General features: G+C 62.9%; 14 protein-coding genes and 1 pseudogene. 11 read left to right on the forward strand and 4 right to left on the reverse strand.

Features of this window, described 5'->3' with window-relative positions:
* The first annotated feature begins 229 nt into the window (after window positions 1-229).
* Together thiI and typA are read left to right on the forward strand one after the other, a co-directional pair.
* The gene (gene thiI, locus H040_RS15870) at window positions 230-1,684 is read left to right on the forward strand and encodes a tRNA uracil 4-sulfurtransferase ThiI (protein WP_027921031.1); all 1,455 of its coding nucleotides are present in this window, start codon (window positions 230-232) and stop codon (window positions 1,682-1,684) included.
* A 128-nt stretch (window positions 1,685-1,812) separates the two neighbouring features.
* A complete protein-coding gene (typA, locus tag H040_RS15875) occupies window positions 1,813-3,633 on the forward strand; it encodes a translational GTPase TypA (protein ID WP_027921032.1) in 1,821 nt (606 codons plus the stop codon).
* A 208-nt stretch (window positions 3,634-3,841) separates the two neighbouring features.
* On the opposite strand, the gene H040_RS15885 is transcribed toward typA, so the two are convergent.
* Window positions 3,842-4,246: a YkgJ family cysteine cluster protein gene (locus H040_RS15885; RefSeq protein WP_003249225.1), complete on the reverse strand. Its 405-nt coding sequence runs from the start codon at window positions 4,244-4,246 to the stop codon at window positions 3,842-3,844.
* A gap of 185 nt (window positions 4,247-4,431) precedes the next feature.
* Between H040_RS15885 and H040_RS15890 the strand changes: the two genes are divergently transcribed.
* The 3 genes from H040_RS15890 (at window position 4,432) to H040_RS15900 (ending at window position 8,790) form a co-directional block, all read left to right on the forward strand.
* The gene (locus H040_RS15890) at window positions 4,432-6,882 is read left to right on the forward strand and encodes a glycogen/starch/alpha-glucan phosphorylase (protein ID WP_027921033.1); all 2,451 of its coding nucleotides are present in this window, start codon (window positions 4,432-4,434) and stop codon (window positions 6,880-6,882) included.
* 297 nt (window positions 6,883-7,179) lie between these two features.
* Window positions 7,180-8,190, forward strand: a complete 1,011-nt coding sequence (locus H040_RS15895; protein ID WP_012274595.1) for a class 1 fructose-bisphosphatase — start codon at window positions 7,180-7,182, stop codon at window positions 8,188-8,190.
* A 3-nt stretch (window positions 8,191-8,193) separates the two neighbouring features.
* On the forward strand, window positions 8,194-8,790 hold the full coding sequence (locus tag H040_RS15900; RefSeq protein WP_027921034.1) for a DUF924 family protein: 597 nt from the start codon (window positions 8,194-8,196) through the stop codon (window positions 8,788-8,790).
* 109 nt (window positions 8,791-8,899) lie between these two features.
* Here the strand turns inward: H040_RS15900 and H040_RS28160 are convergent, their stop codons facing one another.
* Both H040_RS28160 and H040_RS28165 read right to left on the reverse strand, forming a co-directional pair.
* The gene (locus tag H040_RS28160; protein WP_371260283.1) at window positions 8,900-9,730 is read right to left on the reverse strand and encodes a methyl-accepting chemotaxis protein; all 831 of its coding nucleotides are present in this window, start codon (window positions 9,728-9,730) and stop codon (window positions 8,900-8,902) included.
* 24 nt (window positions 9,731-9,754) lie between these two features.
* Window positions 9,755-10,882, reverse strand: a pseudogene (locus H040_RS28165) (cache domain-containing protein); the annotation flags it as partial.
* A 134-nt stretch (window positions 10,883-11,016) separates the two neighbouring features.
* Here H040_RS28165 and bamE point away from each other — a divergent pair.
* Window positions 11,017-11,271, forward strand: a complete 255-nt coding sequence (bamE, locus tag H040_RS15915) for an outer membrane protein assembly factor BamE domain-containing protein (RefSeq protein ID WP_027921036.1) — start codon at window positions 11,017-11,019, stop codon at window positions 11,269-11,271.
* A complete protein-coding gene (locus H040_RS15920) occupies window positions 11,268-11,840 on the forward strand; it encodes a lipocalin family protein (RefSeq protein ID WP_027921037.1) in 573 nt (190 codons plus the stop codon). Before bamE ends, H040_RS15920 begins: the two co-directional genes overlap by 4 nt.
* 33 nt (window positions 11,841-11,873) lie before the next feature.
* Here H040_RS15920 and H040_RS15925 read toward each other — a convergent pair whose 3' ends face one another.
* Window positions 11,874-13,238 carry a formimidoylglutamate deiminase gene (locus H040_RS15925; RefSeq protein ID WP_027921038.1) on the reverse strand — a complete coding sequence of 455 codons (1,365 nt, stop codon included), beginning with the start codon at window positions 13,236-13,238 and terminating at the stop codon, window positions 11,874-11,876.
* Between the two features lie 145 nt (window positions 13,239-13,383).
* On the opposite strand from H040_RS15925, the gene hutC reads away from it, so the two are divergent.
* The 4 genes from hutC (at window position 13,384) to hutH (ending at window position 18,179) form a co-directional block, all read left to right on the forward strand.
* Window positions 13,384-14,094, forward strand: coding sequence for a histidine utilization repressor (gene hutC, locus H040_RS15930; protein WP_177326729.1), 711 nt, complete (start codon window positions 13,384-13,386; stop codon window positions 14,092-14,094).
* Window positions 14,091-14,663: a HutD/Ves family protein gene (locus H040_RS15935; protein WP_027921040.1), complete on the forward strand. Its 573-nt coding sequence runs from the start codon at window positions 14,091-14,093 to the stop codon at window positions 14,661-14,663. The genes hutC and H040_RS15935 overlap by 4 nt, the downstream gene beginning before the upstream one ends.
* Before the next feature lie 239 nt (window positions 14,664-14,902).
* Entirely contained in the window at window positions 14,903-16,576 is a 1,674-nt protein-coding gene (hutU, locus tag H040_RS15940; RefSeq protein WP_027921041.1) for a urocanate hydratase, read from the forward strand.
* A 70-nt stretch (window positions 16,577-16,646) separates the two neighbouring features.
* Window positions 16,647-18,179, forward strand: a complete 1,533-nt coding sequence (hutH, locus tag H040_RS15945) for a histidine ammonia-lyase (protein WP_027921042.1) — start codon at window positions 16,647-16,649, stop codon at window positions 18,177-18,179.
* Window positions 18,180-18,232: the final 53 nt, after the last annotated feature.

Here is an 18,232-nt window from a genome sequence, read left to right on the forward strand (position 1 = left end):
GAGGGCTGTGCTTTCTTTGAGGGCCTCTTCGCGGGTAAACCCGCTCCCACGGGGTAAGGGTGAACCTGAGGGGGCGGGTTTATCCGCGAAAGCGCCGGCACAAGCGCCGCCAACCCCGCCTCCTGCACTTATCTGAAAGCTTCTGATCAAAAGTTGGTCAAAAGCTGAGCAATTTCCGATATAATTCGCGCCCCTCATTTTCGGCAGGCCCTGCGCGCGCTGTTAACCAATGAAACTTATCGTCAAAGTCTTCCCAGAAATCACCATCAAGAGCCGGCCGGTGCGCAAGCGTTTCATCCGCCAGCTCGGCAAGAACATCCGCAACGTGCTCAAGGATCTCGATCCGGAGCTCGCGGTCGATGGTGTCTGGGATAATCTCGAGGTGGTCACCCGCGTCGAGGACGAAAAGGTCCAGCGCGAGATGATCGAGCGCCTCACCTGCACCCCGGGTATCACCCATTTCCTGCAGGTCGAGGAGTACCCGCTGGGCGACTTCGACGACATCGTCGCCAAGTGCAAGCACCACTTCGGCCACCTGCTGGCCGGCAAGCGCTTCGCCGTGCGCTGCAAGCGCGGCGGCCACCACGACTTCACCTCGATGGACGTCGACCGCTACGTCGGCAGCCAGTTGCGCCAGCAGTGCGGTGCCACCGGCATCGACCTGAAGACGCCGGAAGTGCTGGTGCGCATCGAAATTCGTGACCAGCGCCTGTATGTGATCCACAACCAGCACAACGGCATCGGCGGCTACCCGCTGGGTGCCCTGGAGCAGACCCTGGTGCTGATGTCCGGTGGTTTCGACTCCACCGTGGCGGCCTATCAGATGATGCGCCGCGGCCTGATGACTCACTTCTGCTTCTTCAACCTCGGCGGCCGTGCCCACGAGCTGGGCGTGATGGAAGTCGCCCACTACCTGTGGAAAAAGTACGGCAGCAGCCAGCGCGTGCTGTTCATCAGCGTGCCATTCGAAGAAGTGGTTGGCGAGATCCTCAACAAGGTCGACAACAGCTACATGGGCGTGACCCTCAAGCGCATGATGCTGCGCGGCGCGGCGCACATGGCCGATCGCCTGCAGATCGACGCGCTGGTCACCGGCGAGGCGATTTCCCAGGTCTCCAGCCAGACCTTGCCGAACCTGTCGATCATCGACTCGGCCACCGACAAGCTGGTGCTGCGCCCGTTGCTGGCCAGCCACAAGCAGGACATCATCGACCAGGCCACCGAAATCGGCACCGCCGACTTCGCCAAGCACATGCCGGAATACTGCGGCGTGATCTCGGTGAACCCGACCACCCATGCCAAGCGTCACCGCATGGAGCACGAAGAAAAGCAGTTCGACATGGCCGTGCTGGAACGCGCCCTGGAGCGTGCCAAGTTCATCTCCATCGACCACGTGATCGACGAGCTGGGCAAGGACATCGAAGTCGAAGAAGTGGCCGAGGCGCTGCCAGGCCAGATCGTCATCGACATTCGTCACCCCGATGCCCAAGAAGACGCGCCTCTGGCGCTGGACGGTATCGAAGTCCAGGCCATGCCGTTCTACGCCATCAACAGCAAGTTCAAGCACCTGGACCCTACGCGCCAGTACTTGCTGTATTGCGACAAAGGTGTGATGAGCCGTTTGCACGCACACCACCTGCTCAGTGAGGGACATGCCAATGTGCGTGTTTATCGTCCGACATAAGACGCCAGGGCTGTATGGCGGCAGCATCCGCCATCGCCCTCCCGACCGCCGGGCCCGCTGAGCCTTAAACAGTACATATTGGCCGCCTACAATGGGCGGCAACCGAATCCTCTGATCGAGATACACTTGTGATCGAAAATCTGCGTAACATCGCCATCATCGCCCACGTTGACCATGGTAAAACCACCCTGGTCGACAAACTCCTGCGTCAGTCCGGCACTCTGGAGCGTAACGAGCTCAATGACGAGCGCGTCATGGACTCCAACGACCAGGAAAAAGAGCGCGGTATTACCATTCTGGCGAAAAACACCGCCATCAACTGGAACGGCTACCACATCAACATCGTCGACACCCCCGGCCACGCCGACTTCGGTGGCGAGGTTGAGCGTGTAATGTCGATGGTCGACTCCGTGCTGCTGCTGGTCGACGCCCAGGACGGCCCTATGCCGCAAACCCGCTTCGTGACCAAGAAGGCTTTCGAAGCCGGCCTGAAGCCCATCGTCGTGATCAACAAGGTTGACCGTCCGGGCGCGCGTCCTGACTGGGTTCTGGACCAGATCTTCGACCTGTTCGACAACCTCGGCGCTACCGACGAGCAGCTGGACTTCAAAGTCGTCTACGCCTCGGCCCTGAACGGCATTGCCGGTCTGGACCACACCGCCATGGGCGAAGACATGACCGCGCTGTACCAGTCGATCGTCGACAACGTACCAGCACCAGACGTTGACCGTGACGGCTCGTTCCAGATGCAGATCTCCGCACTGGACTACAACAGCTTCCTCGGCGTTATCGGTGTTGGTCGTATCGCCCGTGGCCGCGTCAAGCCGAACACCCCGGTTGTCGCCATCGACACCAACGGCAAGAAGCGCAACGGCCGTATCCTGAAGCTGATGGGTCACCACGGCCTGCACCGTGTAGACGTCGAAGAAGCCCAGGCTGGCGACATCGTCTGCATCAGCGGTTTCGACGAGCTGTTCATCTCCGACACCCTGTGCGCCCCGGATGCGGTAGAAGCGATGAAGCCGCTGACCGTTGACGAGCCGACCGTTTCGATGACCTTCCAGGTCAACGACTCGCCGTTCTGCGGCAAGGAAGGCAAGTTCGTCACCAGCCGTAACATCAAGGACCGTCTGGACAAAGAGCTGCTGTACAACGTTGCCCTGCGCGTTCAGGAAACCGATTCCCCTGACAAGTTCAAGGTATCGGGCCGTGGTGAGCTGCACCTGTCGGTACTGATCGAAACCATGCGCCGTGAAGGCTTCGAGATGGCCGTAGGTCGTCCTGAAGTAATCATCCGCGAAGTCGACGGCGTCAAGCAGGAACCGTTCGAGAACGTCACCATCGACATCCCTGAAGAATCCCAGGGCAAGGTCATGGAAGAAATGGGTCTGCGTAAAGGCGACCTGACCAACATGGTTCCGGATGGCAAGGGCCGTGTGCGCCTGGAGTACAACATTCCAGCCCGTGGTCTGATCGGTTTCCGTAACCAGTTCCTGACCCTGACCAACGGTGCAGGCATCCTGACCTCGATCTTCGATCGCTACGACACCATGAAGTCGGGCCAGATGTCCGGCCGTCTGAACGGCGTTCTGGTTTCGGTCGAAACCGGCAAGGCACTGACCTACTCGCTGGAAACCCTGCAGGCGCGCGGCAAGCTGTTCGTCGAGCACGGCCAGGAGATCTACAACGGTCAGATCATCGGCCTGAACAGCCGTGACAACGACCTGGGCGTGAACCCGACCAAAGGCAAGAAGCTCGATAACATGCGTGCTTCGGGCAAAGACGAAGTCATCGCCCTGGTACCGCCAGTTCGCCACACCCTCGAGCAGGCTCTGGAATTCATCCAGGACGACGAGCTGTGCGAAGTGACTCCGAAGTCGATCCGTCTGCGCAAGAAGATCCTGGACGAAGGCGAGCGTACCCGCGCTGCCAAGAAAGCCAAGAACTGAGTTAGCTCAGGCTGAATGAAAACGCCCCCGGTCGAAAGGCCGGGGGCGTTTTTGTTTGCCTGCAGAATGTGTACTGACTGTGCTGGCCTCTTCGCGGGTAAACCCGCTCCCACAGGTACTGCACAGGCATTGGTGATTGCGCAAACCCTGTGGGAGCGGGTTTACCAAGGCGTCGAACCGCCGCGAAGAGGCCGGAACAGGCTGATGATCAGCGGCCAACCACCTTGGGCTTGTAGGCGCAGTACCCCGGCCGCGGCCCGACCTTGGGGTGGTTGCGGCAGGTATCGGGGCGCTTGTCATAGATGGTGCACAGCCGGCTCTTGCGATCCAGGTACATGCAGTCATCGTTGCTCATCCGGGTCAGGGTGAAGATCCCCGACTTCTGGTTGAAGCGCTCGATGATGCCTTCCTTCTGCAGGCGCTTGGCCACGTTTTTGGGCGGTTCGTCTTTCTCGAACTCGTCCACCACGCCAATGCGGATCAGATCCTTGATCTTCACCTCCACCGGCAGGGTGCAACAGGTCGAATGGCAGCCATGGCACATGTTGCTGGTATAGCGCTGCCAGGTCTCCAGGCGGTCGACTTCGGCCGCGGCGATCAGGGTCGTTTTCATCGTTATGGGGGTGAATCACGGTCTTGGGGCGCGCGATCATACCGGAATTGTTCAATTTATGAACAACCTTTTGACCGAATGCGCAAAGGTTCATGAAAACCGCGAACACTGGCTGTCGCTCTTGGTCGAAGCGTCTAGGCTCAACACTCCCCCTCCGCTTTCGTCAACTTGCCCGAGGATGCCGCATGTCCCAGGAACCTAAAGCACGTGACGCCGAAGTCGCGGATTTTCGCGCTGCCGTACTGGATAAGCTGACCTACGCGGTCGGCAAGGACCCGGAGCATGCCTTCGACCACGACTGGTTCGAAGCCATCGCCCTGGCAGCACGCGATCACATGGTCGACCACTGGATGGACCATACCCGCCAGGCCTACCGACGTAGCCAGAAGCGGGTCTACTACCTTTCCCTGGAATTTCTGATTGGCCGGCTGCTCTATGACAGCCTGAGCAATCTCGGCTTGCTGGACGTCGCCCGCGAGGCACTGGAAGGCCTGAACGTCGACCTGGAGCGCATTCGCCTGCTCGAGCCGGATGCCGCACTGGGCAACGGCGGCCTGGGCCGCCTGGCGGCGTGCTTCATGGAGAGCATGTCGACGTTGGGTATTGCTGCCCACGGTTACGGTATCCGCTACGAGCACGGGCTGTTCCGTCAGGCCATGGTCGATGGCTGGCAGCAGGAGCAGACCGAGAACTGGCTGGACTTCGGCAACCCTTGGGAATTCGAGCGCGCCGAGGTGATCTACCCGATCAGCTTTGGTGGCAGCGTCGAAACGGTGCATGACGCCCACGGCAAGCAGCGTCAGGTGTGGTGGCCAGGTGAAACGGTGCGGGCGGTAGCCTATGACACGCCCGTGGTCGGCTGGCGCGGAGCCAGCGTCAATACCTTGCGCCTGTGGCGGGCTCGGGCGCTGGAAGAACTGCACCTGGAGCGCTTCAATGCCGGTGACCACCTCGGCGCGGTTGCCGAGGTCGCGCGGGCCGAGAGCATCTCGCGGGTGCTGTACCCGGCCGATAGCACCGAGGCGGGCCAGGAACTGCGCCTGCGTCAGGAATACTTCTTCGTTTCGGCCTCGCTGCAGGATCTGCTGCGCCGCCACCTGAACATGCACGAGAACCTGCTCAACCTGCCGGACGCTGCAGCCATCCAGCTCAATGACACTCACCCGTCAATCGCCGTTGCCGAGCTGATGCGCCTGCTGGTCGACCAGCACGAAATTCCGTGGGACACCGCGTGGGAGCTGACGGTCGGTACCCTGGCCTACACCAACCACACGCTGCTGCCCGAGGCCCTGGAAACCTGGCCGGTGGCGCTGATGGAGCGCATGCTGCCGCGGCACATGCAGATCATCTACCTGATCAATGCCTACCACATCGACAGCCTGCGCGCCAAAGGCCTGCACGACTTCGACGTGCTGCGGGCCGTGTCGTTGATCGAAGAGGACAACGGCCGCCGGGTACGCATGGGCAACCTGGCGTTTCTCGGTTCGCACAGCGTCAATGGTGTGTCGGCGTTGCACAGCAAACTGATGAAGAGCACGGTGTTCGCCGAGCTGCACAAGCTTTACCCGCAACGGATCAACAACAAGACCAACGGCATCACCTTCCGCCGCTGGCTGTACCAGTCCAACCCGCAGTTGACCGAGATGCTGGTCGAGGCGCTTGGGCCGGAGCTCAAGGACGACCCTGAGGGGCGCCTGGCCGGGCTGGTGCCGTTTGCCGACAAGGCCAGCTTCCGCAAACAGTTCGCCGCCCAGCGCCTGCACAGCAAGCGCGCCCTGGCCAGCATCATCCAGGACCGGATTGGTGTCACGGTCAACCCAGAGGCGCTGTTCGACGTGCAGGTCAAGCGCATTCACGAATACAAGCGCCAGCTGCTCAACCTGCTGCACACCGTGGCGCTGTACCAGGCGATGCGCAACGACCCTGGTACCAATTGGGTGCCGCGGGTGAAGATCTTCGCCGGCAAGGCGGCGGCCAGTTATCACCAGGCCAAGCTGATCATCAAGCTGGCCAACGATATCGCCAAGGTGGTGAACAACGACCCGACCGTGCGCGGCCTGCTCAAGGTCGTGTTCCTGCCCAACTACAACGTCAGCCTGGCCGAAAGCATCATCCCGGCAGCGGACCTGTCGGAGCAGATCTCCACGGCCGGTTACGAGGCGTCCGGCACCAGCAACATGAAGTTCGGCCTCAACGGCGCGCTGACCATCGGCACGCTCGATGGTGCCAACGTCGAGATGTGCGAACAGGTGGGGGCGGACAACATGTTCATCTTCGGCCTGACCGCGCAGCAGGTGGAGGCACGCAAGCGGGCCGGTGATTTCGGTGCCAGCGCCGCGATCGCCGCGTCGAATCGCTTGAGCGATGTGCTGCAGGCCATTCGCAGCGGGGTGTTCTCACCTGACGACCCTTCACGCTACGCCGGGTTGATCGACGGGCTGGTGGCCTACGACCGTTTCCTCGTTTGTGCCGATTTCGATGCCTACTGGGATGCCCAGCGGCGCGTCGAAGAGCTGTGGCACACGCCGCAGGAGTGGTGGCGCATGGCGGTGCTGAACACGGCGCGGATGGGCTGGTTCTCTTCGGACCGGACCATCCGTGAATATGCTACCGAGATCTGGAAGGCGCTGGACTGAGCCAGCCGCTTGCGCAATCGTTGTAGGAGCGGCCTTGCCGGGGCGCCGGCCCGGTCGGAAAGGGGTGCGAAGCGCCCCCATGATTTGTGCATCAAGCGGATATTGATGGGGCCGCTTTGCGGCCCTTTCGCGACACAAGGCCGCTCCTACAACGAACGCGAAGCATATGGGGCAACCGACCATTGGCCGGGCACTGGCTGAACTCAACGCCGGAAGTCGAGTCTCTTTGCTCGCTAGGCTGCAACTCTCCCTGTAAACTGCGGGGGTTTTTCTCCCCCAATCCTTTCGGAGCCATACATGTCCCGCGTTACCCTGAGTCGCTATCTGATTGAGCAGACCCGCAGCAACAATACCCCTGCCGATCTGCGCTTCCTGATCGAAGTGGTGGCGCGTGCGTGCAAGGAAATCAGCCATCACGTGTCCAAAGGCGCCCTCGGCGGCGTACTGGGCAGCATGGGCACTGAAAACGTGCAGGGCGAAGTCCAGAAGAAGCTGGACGTGATCTCCAACGACATCCTGCTCGAAGCCAACGAGTGGGGCGGCCACCTGGCCGGCATGGCGTCCGAAGAAATGGACAACGCCTACCAGATCCCGGGCAAATACCCGAAAGGCGCCTACCTGCTGGTCTTCGACCCGCTGGACGGCTCGTCGAACATCGACGTCAACGTTTCGGTCGGCACCATCTTCTCGGTACTGCGTTGCCCTAACCAGTACCTGAGCCAGAACGAAAGCCTGAACGAAGAAGCGTTCCTGCAGCCAGGTACCGAGCAGGTCGCCGCCGGTTACGCCATCTACGGCCCACAGACCATGCTGATCCTGACCCTGGGCAACGGCGTCAAGGGCTTTACCCTGGACCGCGAACTGGGCAGCTTCGTCCTGACCCACGAGAACATCCAGGTTCCGGCAACCACCGCCGAGTTCGCCATCAACATGTCCAACCAGCGTCACTGGGAAGCCCCGGTGCAGCGCTACGTGGGCGAACTGCTGGCCGGCGAGACCGGCCCGCTGAAGAAGAACTACAACATGCGCTGGATCGCCTCGATGGTGGCCGACGTGCACCGTATCCTGACCCGTGGCGGTCTGTTCATGTACCCGCGTGATGCCCGTGAGCCGAGCAAGCCGGGCAAGCTGCGCCTGATGTACGAAGCCAACCCGATGTCGTTCATCATTGAACAAGCCGGTGGCGCCTCCACAAACGGTTACGATCGCATCCTCGACATCAAGCCTGAAAGCCTGCACCAGCGCGTGTCGGTGATCCTCGGCTCGAAGGAAGAGGTCGAGCGCGTCACCGCCTACCACAAGGAGTAAGTCATGCTCGCACCTTGGCAGCCGTTGCTGGAGTGGTGGTTCGGTTGGGGCACCAGTCCCCAGGCCGTGGCTGACGAGAAGAGCACGCTGTGGTTCGGCAAGCATCACGATGCCGAAGCCCAGGCGCTGTTTGGCGACCTGGTCGAGCACGCCCTGGCGGGTGGGCTCGACGAGTGGCAGCAGAGCCCCCAGGGCTGGCTCGGCTTGCTGATCCTGCTGGACCAGCTGCCGCGCATGCTCTACCGCGACACGCCGCGCGCCTTCGAAGGTGATCGGCGTGCCCAGGTGGTTGCGATGCAGGGCCTGCAGAAGAACTGGGATTACCAGTTGCTGCCGATCCAGCGGGTGTTCGTGCTCTTGGTACTGGAGCATGCCGAGGTGCTGGACTGGCAGAACCTGTGTGTCGAGCGTTACCAGATGCTGCTAGCGGAGCAGCCGGAGGATAACCGGCGGTTGTTCGAAGGCTTCCTCGATTACGCCGAGCAGCACCAGCGGGTGATTACCCGGTTCGGGCGCTTCCCGCACCGAAACCTGGTGCTGGGGCGGCCGAGTACCAGTGAAGAGATGGACTTCCTGCTGGAGCCTGGTTCCCGGTTCTGACGCAAGGGCCTCTTCGCGGGTGAACCCGCTCCCACAGGTAAAGCGCAGGTTTCAAGGGCTGTGCAGTAGCTGTGGGAGCGGGTTTACCCGCGAAGCAGGCGCCGCAGGATCAGATCCTGAAACTGCCCACCAGATGCTTCAACCGCTCGACCTGATGCTCCAGGTCGGTGCAGGCACGCAAGGTGCTCTGCAGGTTGTGCACCCCTTCCTGATTCAACGTATTGATCTCGGTGATGTCGACATTGATCGACTCGACCACGGCTGTCTGCTCTTCAGTGGCGGTGGCCACCGACTGGTTCATGCCGTCGATCTCGCCAATGCGCTGGGTCACGCTGCCCAGGCGCTCGCCGGCCTGGTTGGCAATGCCCACGCTGTGCTCGCTGTGCTGGCGGCTCTGGTTCATGGTGCTGACCGCCACTTGCGCACCGGCCTGCAGCTCTTCGATCAGGCGCTGCACCTGCTGTGCCGACTCCTGCGTACGGTGCGCCAGGTTGCGCACCTCGTCGGCAACCACGGCAAAGCCACGCCCGGCCTCGCCCGCGCGGGCCGCTTCGATCGCGGCGTTGAGCGCCAGCAGGTTGGTTTGCTGGGAAATACCGCTGATCACATCGAGGATCTGGCCAATGTTGGCGGTGTGGGCATTGAGTGTTTCGATGTTGCCGCACGAATCGCTGATTCGCGCCGAAAGCTGGTTCATCACATCGATGGTACGCCCGACCACGTGCTGGCCATCTTCGGCCAGGCCGCGTGCTTCGCTGGAGTGCTGCGAGGCCAGTGCCGCGTTCTGGGCGATTTCCTGGGCGGCGGCACCTAGCTGATTGATCGCTGCCGCCACACTGCTGGTGCGGCTGGACTGCTGATCGGCATTGTTGATCGAGGCATTCGAAGCGCTTACCACCTGGGCGGCCACGGCGTTGACCTGGCCGGTGGCCGAGGCCACTTCGCGGATCGACTCGTGAATACGCTCGACAAAGCGGTTGAATGATTGGCCGAGGCTGCCGAACTCATCGTGGGCATGGATGCTCAGGCGTCGGGTCAGGTCGCCTTCGCCTTCGGCGATGTCATGCATGGCGCGGCCCATCAGGTGCAGCGGCTCCATCAGCACGCGTATCAGCAGGCCGAGCAGGGCAATGATCACCACCACCGCGATCAGGGTGGCGACGATGGCCGAGGTGCGCAGTTCGCCCAGCATGGCGAATGCTGCATCCTGGTCGAGTACCAGGGCCACGTACCAATCCGCCGACGGCACGCCGTCGACGTGGGTGAAGTTGATGAACTGCTTGCGGCCATCGACTTCGACTTCCTTCAGGCCGCTGCCAATTCGCGGAGTGCCCTGCGGATAGACATCGGCCAGGGTTTTCAGGGCAAGGTCGGCCTTAGGGTGGATGAGGATCTTGCCTTCGCCGTTGACGATGAAGGCATGGCCCTGGCCGTCGAAGTTCAGGGCGTTGATCAGGTTGCTGATGGTCTGCAGGTCGGTGTCGACGCCGCTGACACCCACCTGCCGGCCCGCCTGCTGCACCGGGGTGGCCAGGGTGATCACCAGCTTGCCGGCGGATGCCGAGATGTACGGTTCGGTGACGATGGTCTGGCCGCTGGCGCTGGCCGCCTTGTACCAGCCGCGAACGCGCGGGTCGTAGTCGGCCGCGCGGTTGCCAACGGGAACCGACTGCATGCTGCCGTCCTGGCCGCCGAAATAGGTGAGCTGGAAGTTCTTGCCGTACACCGGCAGAGCCAGGCTACGGTCAAGGCTGGCTTTGCCCGGCCCATCGACAGCGATTTGCTGGGCCAGCGAGTCGAGCAGCTGGATACGGCTGTCGAGCCAGTTACGGATGTTGCCGGCGGTGAGGCTGCCCAGGTCCTGCAGGTTGGTCTGCGTGTCGCTGCGCAGTGACTGGCGCTGTCGATAGTCGTTGAACAGCACGAAACAGGTAAAAGCAACGGCCACCACGAGGGCGGCGGCCAGCAGGATCTTGTGGCTGAACTTGAGGTTCTTGGTCATTTTTCTGGTCTGCACAAGGCAAGGCATAGGAGGGGGCTGCGGCAACTCGCCACAGCGTGCTCGCTGTGTCGTCGCGGAGCGGGAAAACATTAATCGTTTGCGCAGGGGAGGCCGACCAACGGCTTACAACGAAAGGGGGGTAGCCAGGGAACCAGGGAGGGATTTTCCCGTCGAAGGTCACTGCAGGCCACTCGCCTGTGTCTATTTTCCAGGAGTGTCCCTTCATGTCGTTGCGTTCCCTCGCCCTGTTGTCCTTGTGCGTCGTCCTGACTGCGTGCAGCAAGATCAATCAGGAAAACTATTCCAAGCTCAAGGCCGGCATGAACAAGGCCGAGGTCGAGCAACTGCTTGGCACGCCCACCGAGTGCTCCGGCGCGCTGGGCATGAGCAGCTGCACCTGGGGGGACGAGAAGAGCTTCATCAGCGTGCAATACGCGGCCGACAAGGTGTTGATCTACTCCGGGCAGGGTCTCAAATGAGGCGTCTGCACCTGCTGCTGGGGCTGTGCCTGGTCATGCTGCTGGGTGGCTGCGCTACCTCCGCCAACGACCCGCTGGCACCGAAGACCGCTGGTAATGTCGACCTCAAGCGCTATCAGGGCAAGTGGTATGAGCTGGCGCGCCTGCCGATGAAATACCAGGCCGAGTGTGCGCAGTCCGAAGCGCATTACAACCTCAAGCCCGATGGCTCGTACGGCGTGCTCAACCGCTGCCGCACGATGGGGGATGAATGGCTGCGCGCCGAGGGGCACGCCAACATCCAGGAGCCGGGGCATACCGACAGGCTGTGGGTCGAGTTCGACAACTGGTTCACCCGCCTGGTACCGGGCGTGGTCAAAGGCCAATACTGGATCCTGTACGTGGACGATCACTACCGCACGGCGATCGTCGGCAGCCCTGACCGCAAGTACCTGTGGATCCTGTCGCGCACGCCGACACTGCCGGTGTGGGAGCGCGAGAACCTGATGTCCAAGGCCCGTCAGCAGGGCTACGACACCAGCCGCCTGATCTGGCGCACACCCGACAAGCAGATCGTGCAGATGCATTGAAGCCTCGGGGCCGCGAAGCGGCCCCCCATTGGCTCAGCCCAGCAGCTGGCGCAACACGTGTGCAAACGCCCGTCCGCTTTCCTCTTCCTGGTCGTGCCGCCCCTGGCGCACTACCCACTGCCCATTGACCATCACATCGCGAACCTGACGGTCCCCGCCAGCGAACAACCAGCGGTTGAGAATCGCGTCCCCCTCGGCCATGGCGATATACGGGTCCTGCCCATCCAGCACCAGCCAGTCAGCCCGTTTGCCCACCGCGAGCTCGCCTATCGGCTGCCCCAGCGCCTGAGCCCCGCCGACCAGCGCCGCGTCGTACAGCGTGCGCCCGACCATCGGCTGATCGCCTCGGTACAAGCGGTTGCGCCGTTGGTCTCGCAGGCGCTGACCATATTCCAGCCAACGCAGCTCCTCGACCACGCTCAGCGACACATGGCTATCCGATCCAATACCCATGCGCCCGCCCTGAGCGAGGAAGTCCACTGCCGGGAAAATACCGTCGCCCAGATTGGCTTCGGTGGTCAGGCACAAACCCGCCACCGCACCACTGCGCGCCATGGCCGTGACTTCATCCGCTTCGGCATGGGTGGCATGCACCAGGCACCAGCGCGGGCCCACATCGACATGCTCATAGAGCCACTGCAGCGGCCGCAGCCCGCTCCAGGCCAGGCAATCATCGACTTCCTTCTGTTGTTCGGCGATGTGGATATGCACCGGGCATTGCTGATTGCTGGCAGCCAGCACGTCGGCGATCTGGCCGGGCGTCACCGCGCGCAGCGAGTGGAAACACAACCCCAGCTGTTGCGCGGGCTGCGCGGCCAGCACCGGTGCCAGTTGAGCCTGCAGTTGCAGGTACTGTTCGGTGGCGTTGATGAAGCGCCGTTGCCCTTCGTTGGGCGCCTGGCCGCCAAAGCCTGCGTGGCTGTACAGCACCGGCAGCAAGGTCAGGCCGATGCCGCTGCTGGCTGCGGCCGCACTGATGCGTCGGGACAGCTCGGCGGGGTCGGTGTAGGCCTTGCCTGCCTGGTCATGGTGCACATAGTGGAATTCGGCCACCGAGGTGTAGCCGGCCTTGAGCATCTCGATATACAGCTGGCGCGCAATTACCTGCAGCTGGTCCGGGGTGATCTTGCCGACCAGCCGGTACATCAGCTCGCGCCAGGTCCAGAAGCTGTCGTTGGGGTTGCCCGCGACTTCCGCCAGCCCCGCCATGGCCCGCTGGAACGCATGCGAGTGCAGGTTGGGCATGCCTGGCAGCAATGGCCCGGCCAGGCGTTCGGCGCCGTCGGCCGAGGCGTCGGCTTCGATCCGGCTGAGCAAGCCGTCACTGGACACTTCGAAGCGGACGTTACTGGCCCAGCCAGTGGGCAGCAGGGCGCGTTCGGCGAAATAGGCGGACATCGGCAAAAATCCTGTTATTGTTTAACTTGTATATACATATACAGGCGTTTGCCTGCCGGGTAAACTGCGGCAAGCTACCGCTCATTCCATTGCCTAAGGACTCAACGCCGTGCCGACACCTCCTGTCTCCGCGCTGGTTGCCCAGATGGGCGAGGGCCCGGCGCCGCTGTATGCCCGGGTCAAGCAGATGATCATCCAGCAGATCGAAAACGGCAGCTGGCCGCCGCATCACCGGGTGCCTTCGGAGAGCGAACTGGTCAGTGAACTGGGTTTCAGCCGCATGACCATCAACCGCGCCTTGCGTGAACTCACCGCTGAAGGCCTGCTGGTGCGCATGCAGGGTGTGGGTACCTTCGTCGCCGAACCCAAGTCCCGCTCGGCGCTGTTCGAGGTCAACAACATTGCCGACGAGATCGCCGGCCGTGGCCACCAGCATAGCTGCCAGGTGATCAAGCTGGCCGAAGAGGCCGCCGGTTCCGAGCGCGCCCTGGCCTTGGACATGCGTGAAGGGCAGCGGGTGTTCCACTCGTTGATCGTGCATTACGAGAATGGCGTGCCGGTGCAGATCGAGGATCGCTATGTCAACGCGGCCATCGCCCCCGACTACCTCAAGCAGGACTTCACCCGGCAGACGCCTTACGCCTACCTGTCCCAGGTCGCGCCGCTGACCGAGGGCGAGCACGTGGTCGAGGCGATTCTTGCCGAGCCTGAAGAGTGTCGCCTGTTGCAGATCGAGCGCGGCGAACCCTGCCTGCTGATCCGCCGTCGCACCTGGTCCGGGCGCCAGCCAGTGACCGCTGCGCGGCTGATTCACCCGGGTTCCCGTCACCGCCTTGAAGGACGTTTCAGTAAATGACTCAGCTGCAGTGGCTGCGTGCGCAGGATTACCCGCGCATGCCCTGGAAAAACGGTGGCGGCTTCACCGAGGAGATCACCCGCGACAACGGCGAGGGGCTCGAGGGCTTCGGCTGGCGCCTTTCGATAGCCGATATCGAGGAGTCGGGCGGGTTTTCCGTGTTCGCCGGTTACCAGCGGATCATCAGTGTGCTGCAGGGTGATGGCATGCGCTTGCTGGTCGACGGCCAGGCCAGCCGGCCGTTGCTGCCGTTCGATGCATTTGCTTTCAGTGGCGAGAGCCAGGTCAGCTGCAAGCTGCTCGGTGGGGCGATCCGCGATTTCAACCTGATCTACGCGCCGCAGCGCTATCGCGCGCGCTTGCAGTGGTTTGACGGTACCAGCCGCTTGTACTGCTCGGCGTCGACGGTGTTGCTATTTGCGGCCAGCGGGCAGGTTGAAGTGGCAATCGCTGGGCACGATACGCAGCGGCTTGGGCTGTATGACTGCCTGCGGATTGAGGGCAATGATGAATTGCTCGGGCTGGATGTGCAGGGGCGGTTCTGCCTGATCGAGCTTATTTCACATTGAGATTGCTGGGGCTGCTGCGCAGCCCTTTCGCGACACGAGGCCGCTCCTACAGGTGAATGCAATTTCCTGTAGGAGCGGCCTCGTGTCGCGAAAGGGCCGCAAGGCGGCCCCATTGCATTGATGAATTCGGAGGAGTGGTCCGATTATTTTGGTTGTCCATGCTTGTACATACAAGTAAAGGTGTGTTTGTATATTGACCACGACACATCTGCCCGCGGACAACCGCCGAGGACCTTCCCGTGACCGACAACAACAAGTACCGTGACGTTGAAATCCGTGCCCCACGTGGCAACAAGCTGACCGCCAAAAGCTGGCTGACCGAAGCGCCACTGCGCATGCTGATGAACAACCTCGACCCGCAGGTCGCGGAAAACCCGAAAGAGCTGGTGGTGTACGGCGGCATCGGTCGCGCCGCGCGCAACTGGGCCTGCTACGACAAGATCGTCGAAACCCTGACCCGCCTGGAAGACGACGAAACCCTGCTGGTGCAGTCGGGCAAGCCGGTCGGCGTGTTCAAGACCCACAGCAACGCCCCGCGCGTACTGATCGCCAACTCCAACCTGGTGCCGCACTGGGCCAACTGGGAACACTTCAACGAACTGGACGCCAAGGGCCTGGCCATGTACGGCCAGATGACTGCTGGCAGCTGGATCTACATCGGCAGCCAGGGCATCGTCCAGGGCACCTACGAAACCTTCGTCGAAGCCGGTCGCCAGCACTACGGCGGCAGCCTGAAAGGCAAATGGGTACTGACCGCCGGCCTCGGCGGCATGGGCGGCGCCCAGCCGCTGGCCGCAACCCTGGCTGGTGCCTGCTCGCTGAACATCGAATGCCAGCAGAGCCGCATCGACTTCCGCCTGGAAACCCGCTACGTCGACGAACAGGCCAAAGACCTCGACGACGCCCTGGCGCGCATTGCCAAGTACACCGCCGAAGGCAAGGCGATCTCCATTGCCGTGCACGGCAACGCCGCCGAAATCCTGCCAGAGCTGGTCAAGCGTGGCGTGCGCCCGGACATGGTCACCGACCAGACCAGCGCCCACGATCCGCTCAACGGTTACCTGCCTGCCGGCTGGACCTGGGAGCAGTACCGTGACCGCGCCCAGACCGAGCCTGCTGCTGTGGTCAAGGCTGCCAAACAGTCGATGGCCGTGCACGTGCAAGCCATGCTCGACTTCCAGAAGCAGGGCATCCCGACGTTCGACTACGGCAACAACATCCGCCAGATGGCCAAGGAAGAGGGCGTTGCCAACGCGTTCGACTTCCCAGGCTTCGTCCCGGCCTACATCCGCCCGCTGTTCTGCCGCGGCATCGGCCCGTTCCGCTGGGCGGCGCTGTCCGGTGAAGCCGAAGACATCTACAAGACCGACGCCAAGGTCAAGGAACTGATCCCGGACGACGCCCACCTGCACCGCTGGCTGGACATGGCCCGCGAGCGCATCAGCTTCCAGGGCCTGCCGGCACGTATCTGCTGGGTTGGCCTGGGCCTGCGCGCCAAGCTGGGCCTGGCCTTCAACGAAATGGTCCGCAGCGGAGAGCTGTCGGCGCCGGTGGTGATTGGCCGCGACCATCTGGACTCAGGTTCCGTGTCCAGCCCGAACCGCGAAACCGAAGCCATGCGCGACGGCTCCGACGCGGTCTCCGACTGGCCGCTGCTCAACGCCCTGCTCAACACCGCAGGCGGCGCCACCTGGGTTTCGCTGCACCATGGCGGCGGCGTGGGCATGGGCTTCTCCCAGCACTCGGGCATGGTCATCGTCTGCGACGGTACCGATGAGGCCGCCGAGCGTATTGCTCGCGTACTGACCAACGACCCGGGGACTGGTGTGATGCGCCACGCCGATGCCGGTTACGACATCGCCATCGACTGCGCCAAGGAGCAGGGCCTCGACCTGCCAATGATCACGGGCTGATCGCTGCGCTTTGAGTGATACTGAACAACAAGAGGGGCCTGCGGGCCCCCGACAGAATTGGAGTAGCAAAGTGACCGAACTGACCCTCAAGCCCGGCACCCTGACCCTGGCACAGCTGCGCGCCATCCATGCCGCACCCGTGCGCCTGCAACTGGACGCCAGCGCCGCGCCGGCCATCGACGCCAGCGTTGCCTGCGTCGAGCAGATCATTGCCGAAGACCGTACCGCCTACGGCATCAACACCGGTTTCGGCCTGCTGGCCTCGACCCGTATCGCCAGCCACGACCTTGAGAACCTGCAGCGTTCGCTGGTGCTGTCCCACGCCGCCGGTATCGGCGCGCCGCTGGACGACGCGCTGGTGCGGCTGATCATGGTCCTCAAGATCAACAGCCTCAGCCGTGGATTCTCCGGTATCCGCCGCAAGGTCATCGATGCGCTGATCGCCCTGGTCAACGCCGAAGTCTACCCACACATCCCGCTCAAAGGCTCGGTGGGCGCTTCTGGCGACCTGGCCCCGCTGGCGCACATGTCGCTGGTACTGCTTGGTGAAGGCAAGGCGCGTTACCAGGGCCAGTGGCTGCCGGCTACCGAAGCCCTGGCTGTCGCCGGCCTCGAGCCGCTGACCCTGGCCGCCAAAGAAGGCCTGGCCCTGCTCAATGGCACCCAGGCATCTACTGCCTACGCCCTGCGCGGCCTGTTCCACGCCGAAGACCTGTATGCCGCCGCCATCGCCTGTGGTGGCCTGAGCGTCGAGGCTGCGCTGGGTTCGCGTTCGCCGTTCGATGCGCGCATTCACGACGTGCGTGGCCAGCGTGGCCAGATCGACACCGCCGCGTGCTTCCGGGACCTGCTGGGCGAATCCAGCGAAGTGTCGCAGTCGCACAAGAACTGCGACAAGGTCCAGGACCCATACTCGCTGCGCTGCCAGCCGCAGGTCATGGGCGCCTGCCTGACCCAGATCCGCCAGGCTGCCGAGGTGTTGGGCATCGAAGCCAACGCCGTGTCGGACAACCCATTGGTGTTCGCTGCCGAAGGCGACGTGATTTCCGGTGGCAATTTCCACGCCGAGCCGGTGGCCATGGCCGCCGACAATATCGCCCTGGCGATCGCCGAAATCGGTTCGCTGAGCGAGCGCCGCATCTCGCTGATGATGGACAAGCACATGTCCCAGCTGCCGCCATTCCTGGTGGAAAACGGTGGGGTGAACTCCGGCTTCATGATCGCCCAGGTCACCGCTGCCGCCCTGGCCAGCGAGAACAAGGCCTTGTCGCACCCGCACAGTGTCGATAGCCTGCCGACCTCGGCCAACCAGGAAGACCACGTGTCCATGGCCCCAGCCGCTGGCAAGCGCCTGTGGGAAATGGCCGAGAACACCCGTGGTGTGCTGGCCATCGAATGGCTGGGGGCGTGTCAGGGGCTGGACTTGCGCAAAGGCCTGAAGACTTCGGCGAAGCTGGAGCAGGCGCGCCAGGCGCTGCGTCGTGAAGTGCCGCACTATGACCGTGACCGCTTCTTCGCGCCGGACATCGAGGCAGCTGTCGAGCTGCTGGCCAAGGGCAGCCTGACCGGGCTGCTGCCTGCTGGTGTCCTGCCTAGCCTGTGATGCCCCCCAGGGCCGCTTTGCGGCCCTTTCCGACCGGTCCGGCGCCCCGGCAA

The sequence above is a fragment of the Pseudomonas sp. URMO17WK12:I7 genome (genome assembly GCF_003269045.1).
Taxonomy (GTDB): domain Bacteria; phylum Pseudomonadota; class Gammaproteobacteria; order Pseudomonadales; family Pseudomonadaceae; genus Aquipseudomonas; species Aquipseudomonas putida_J.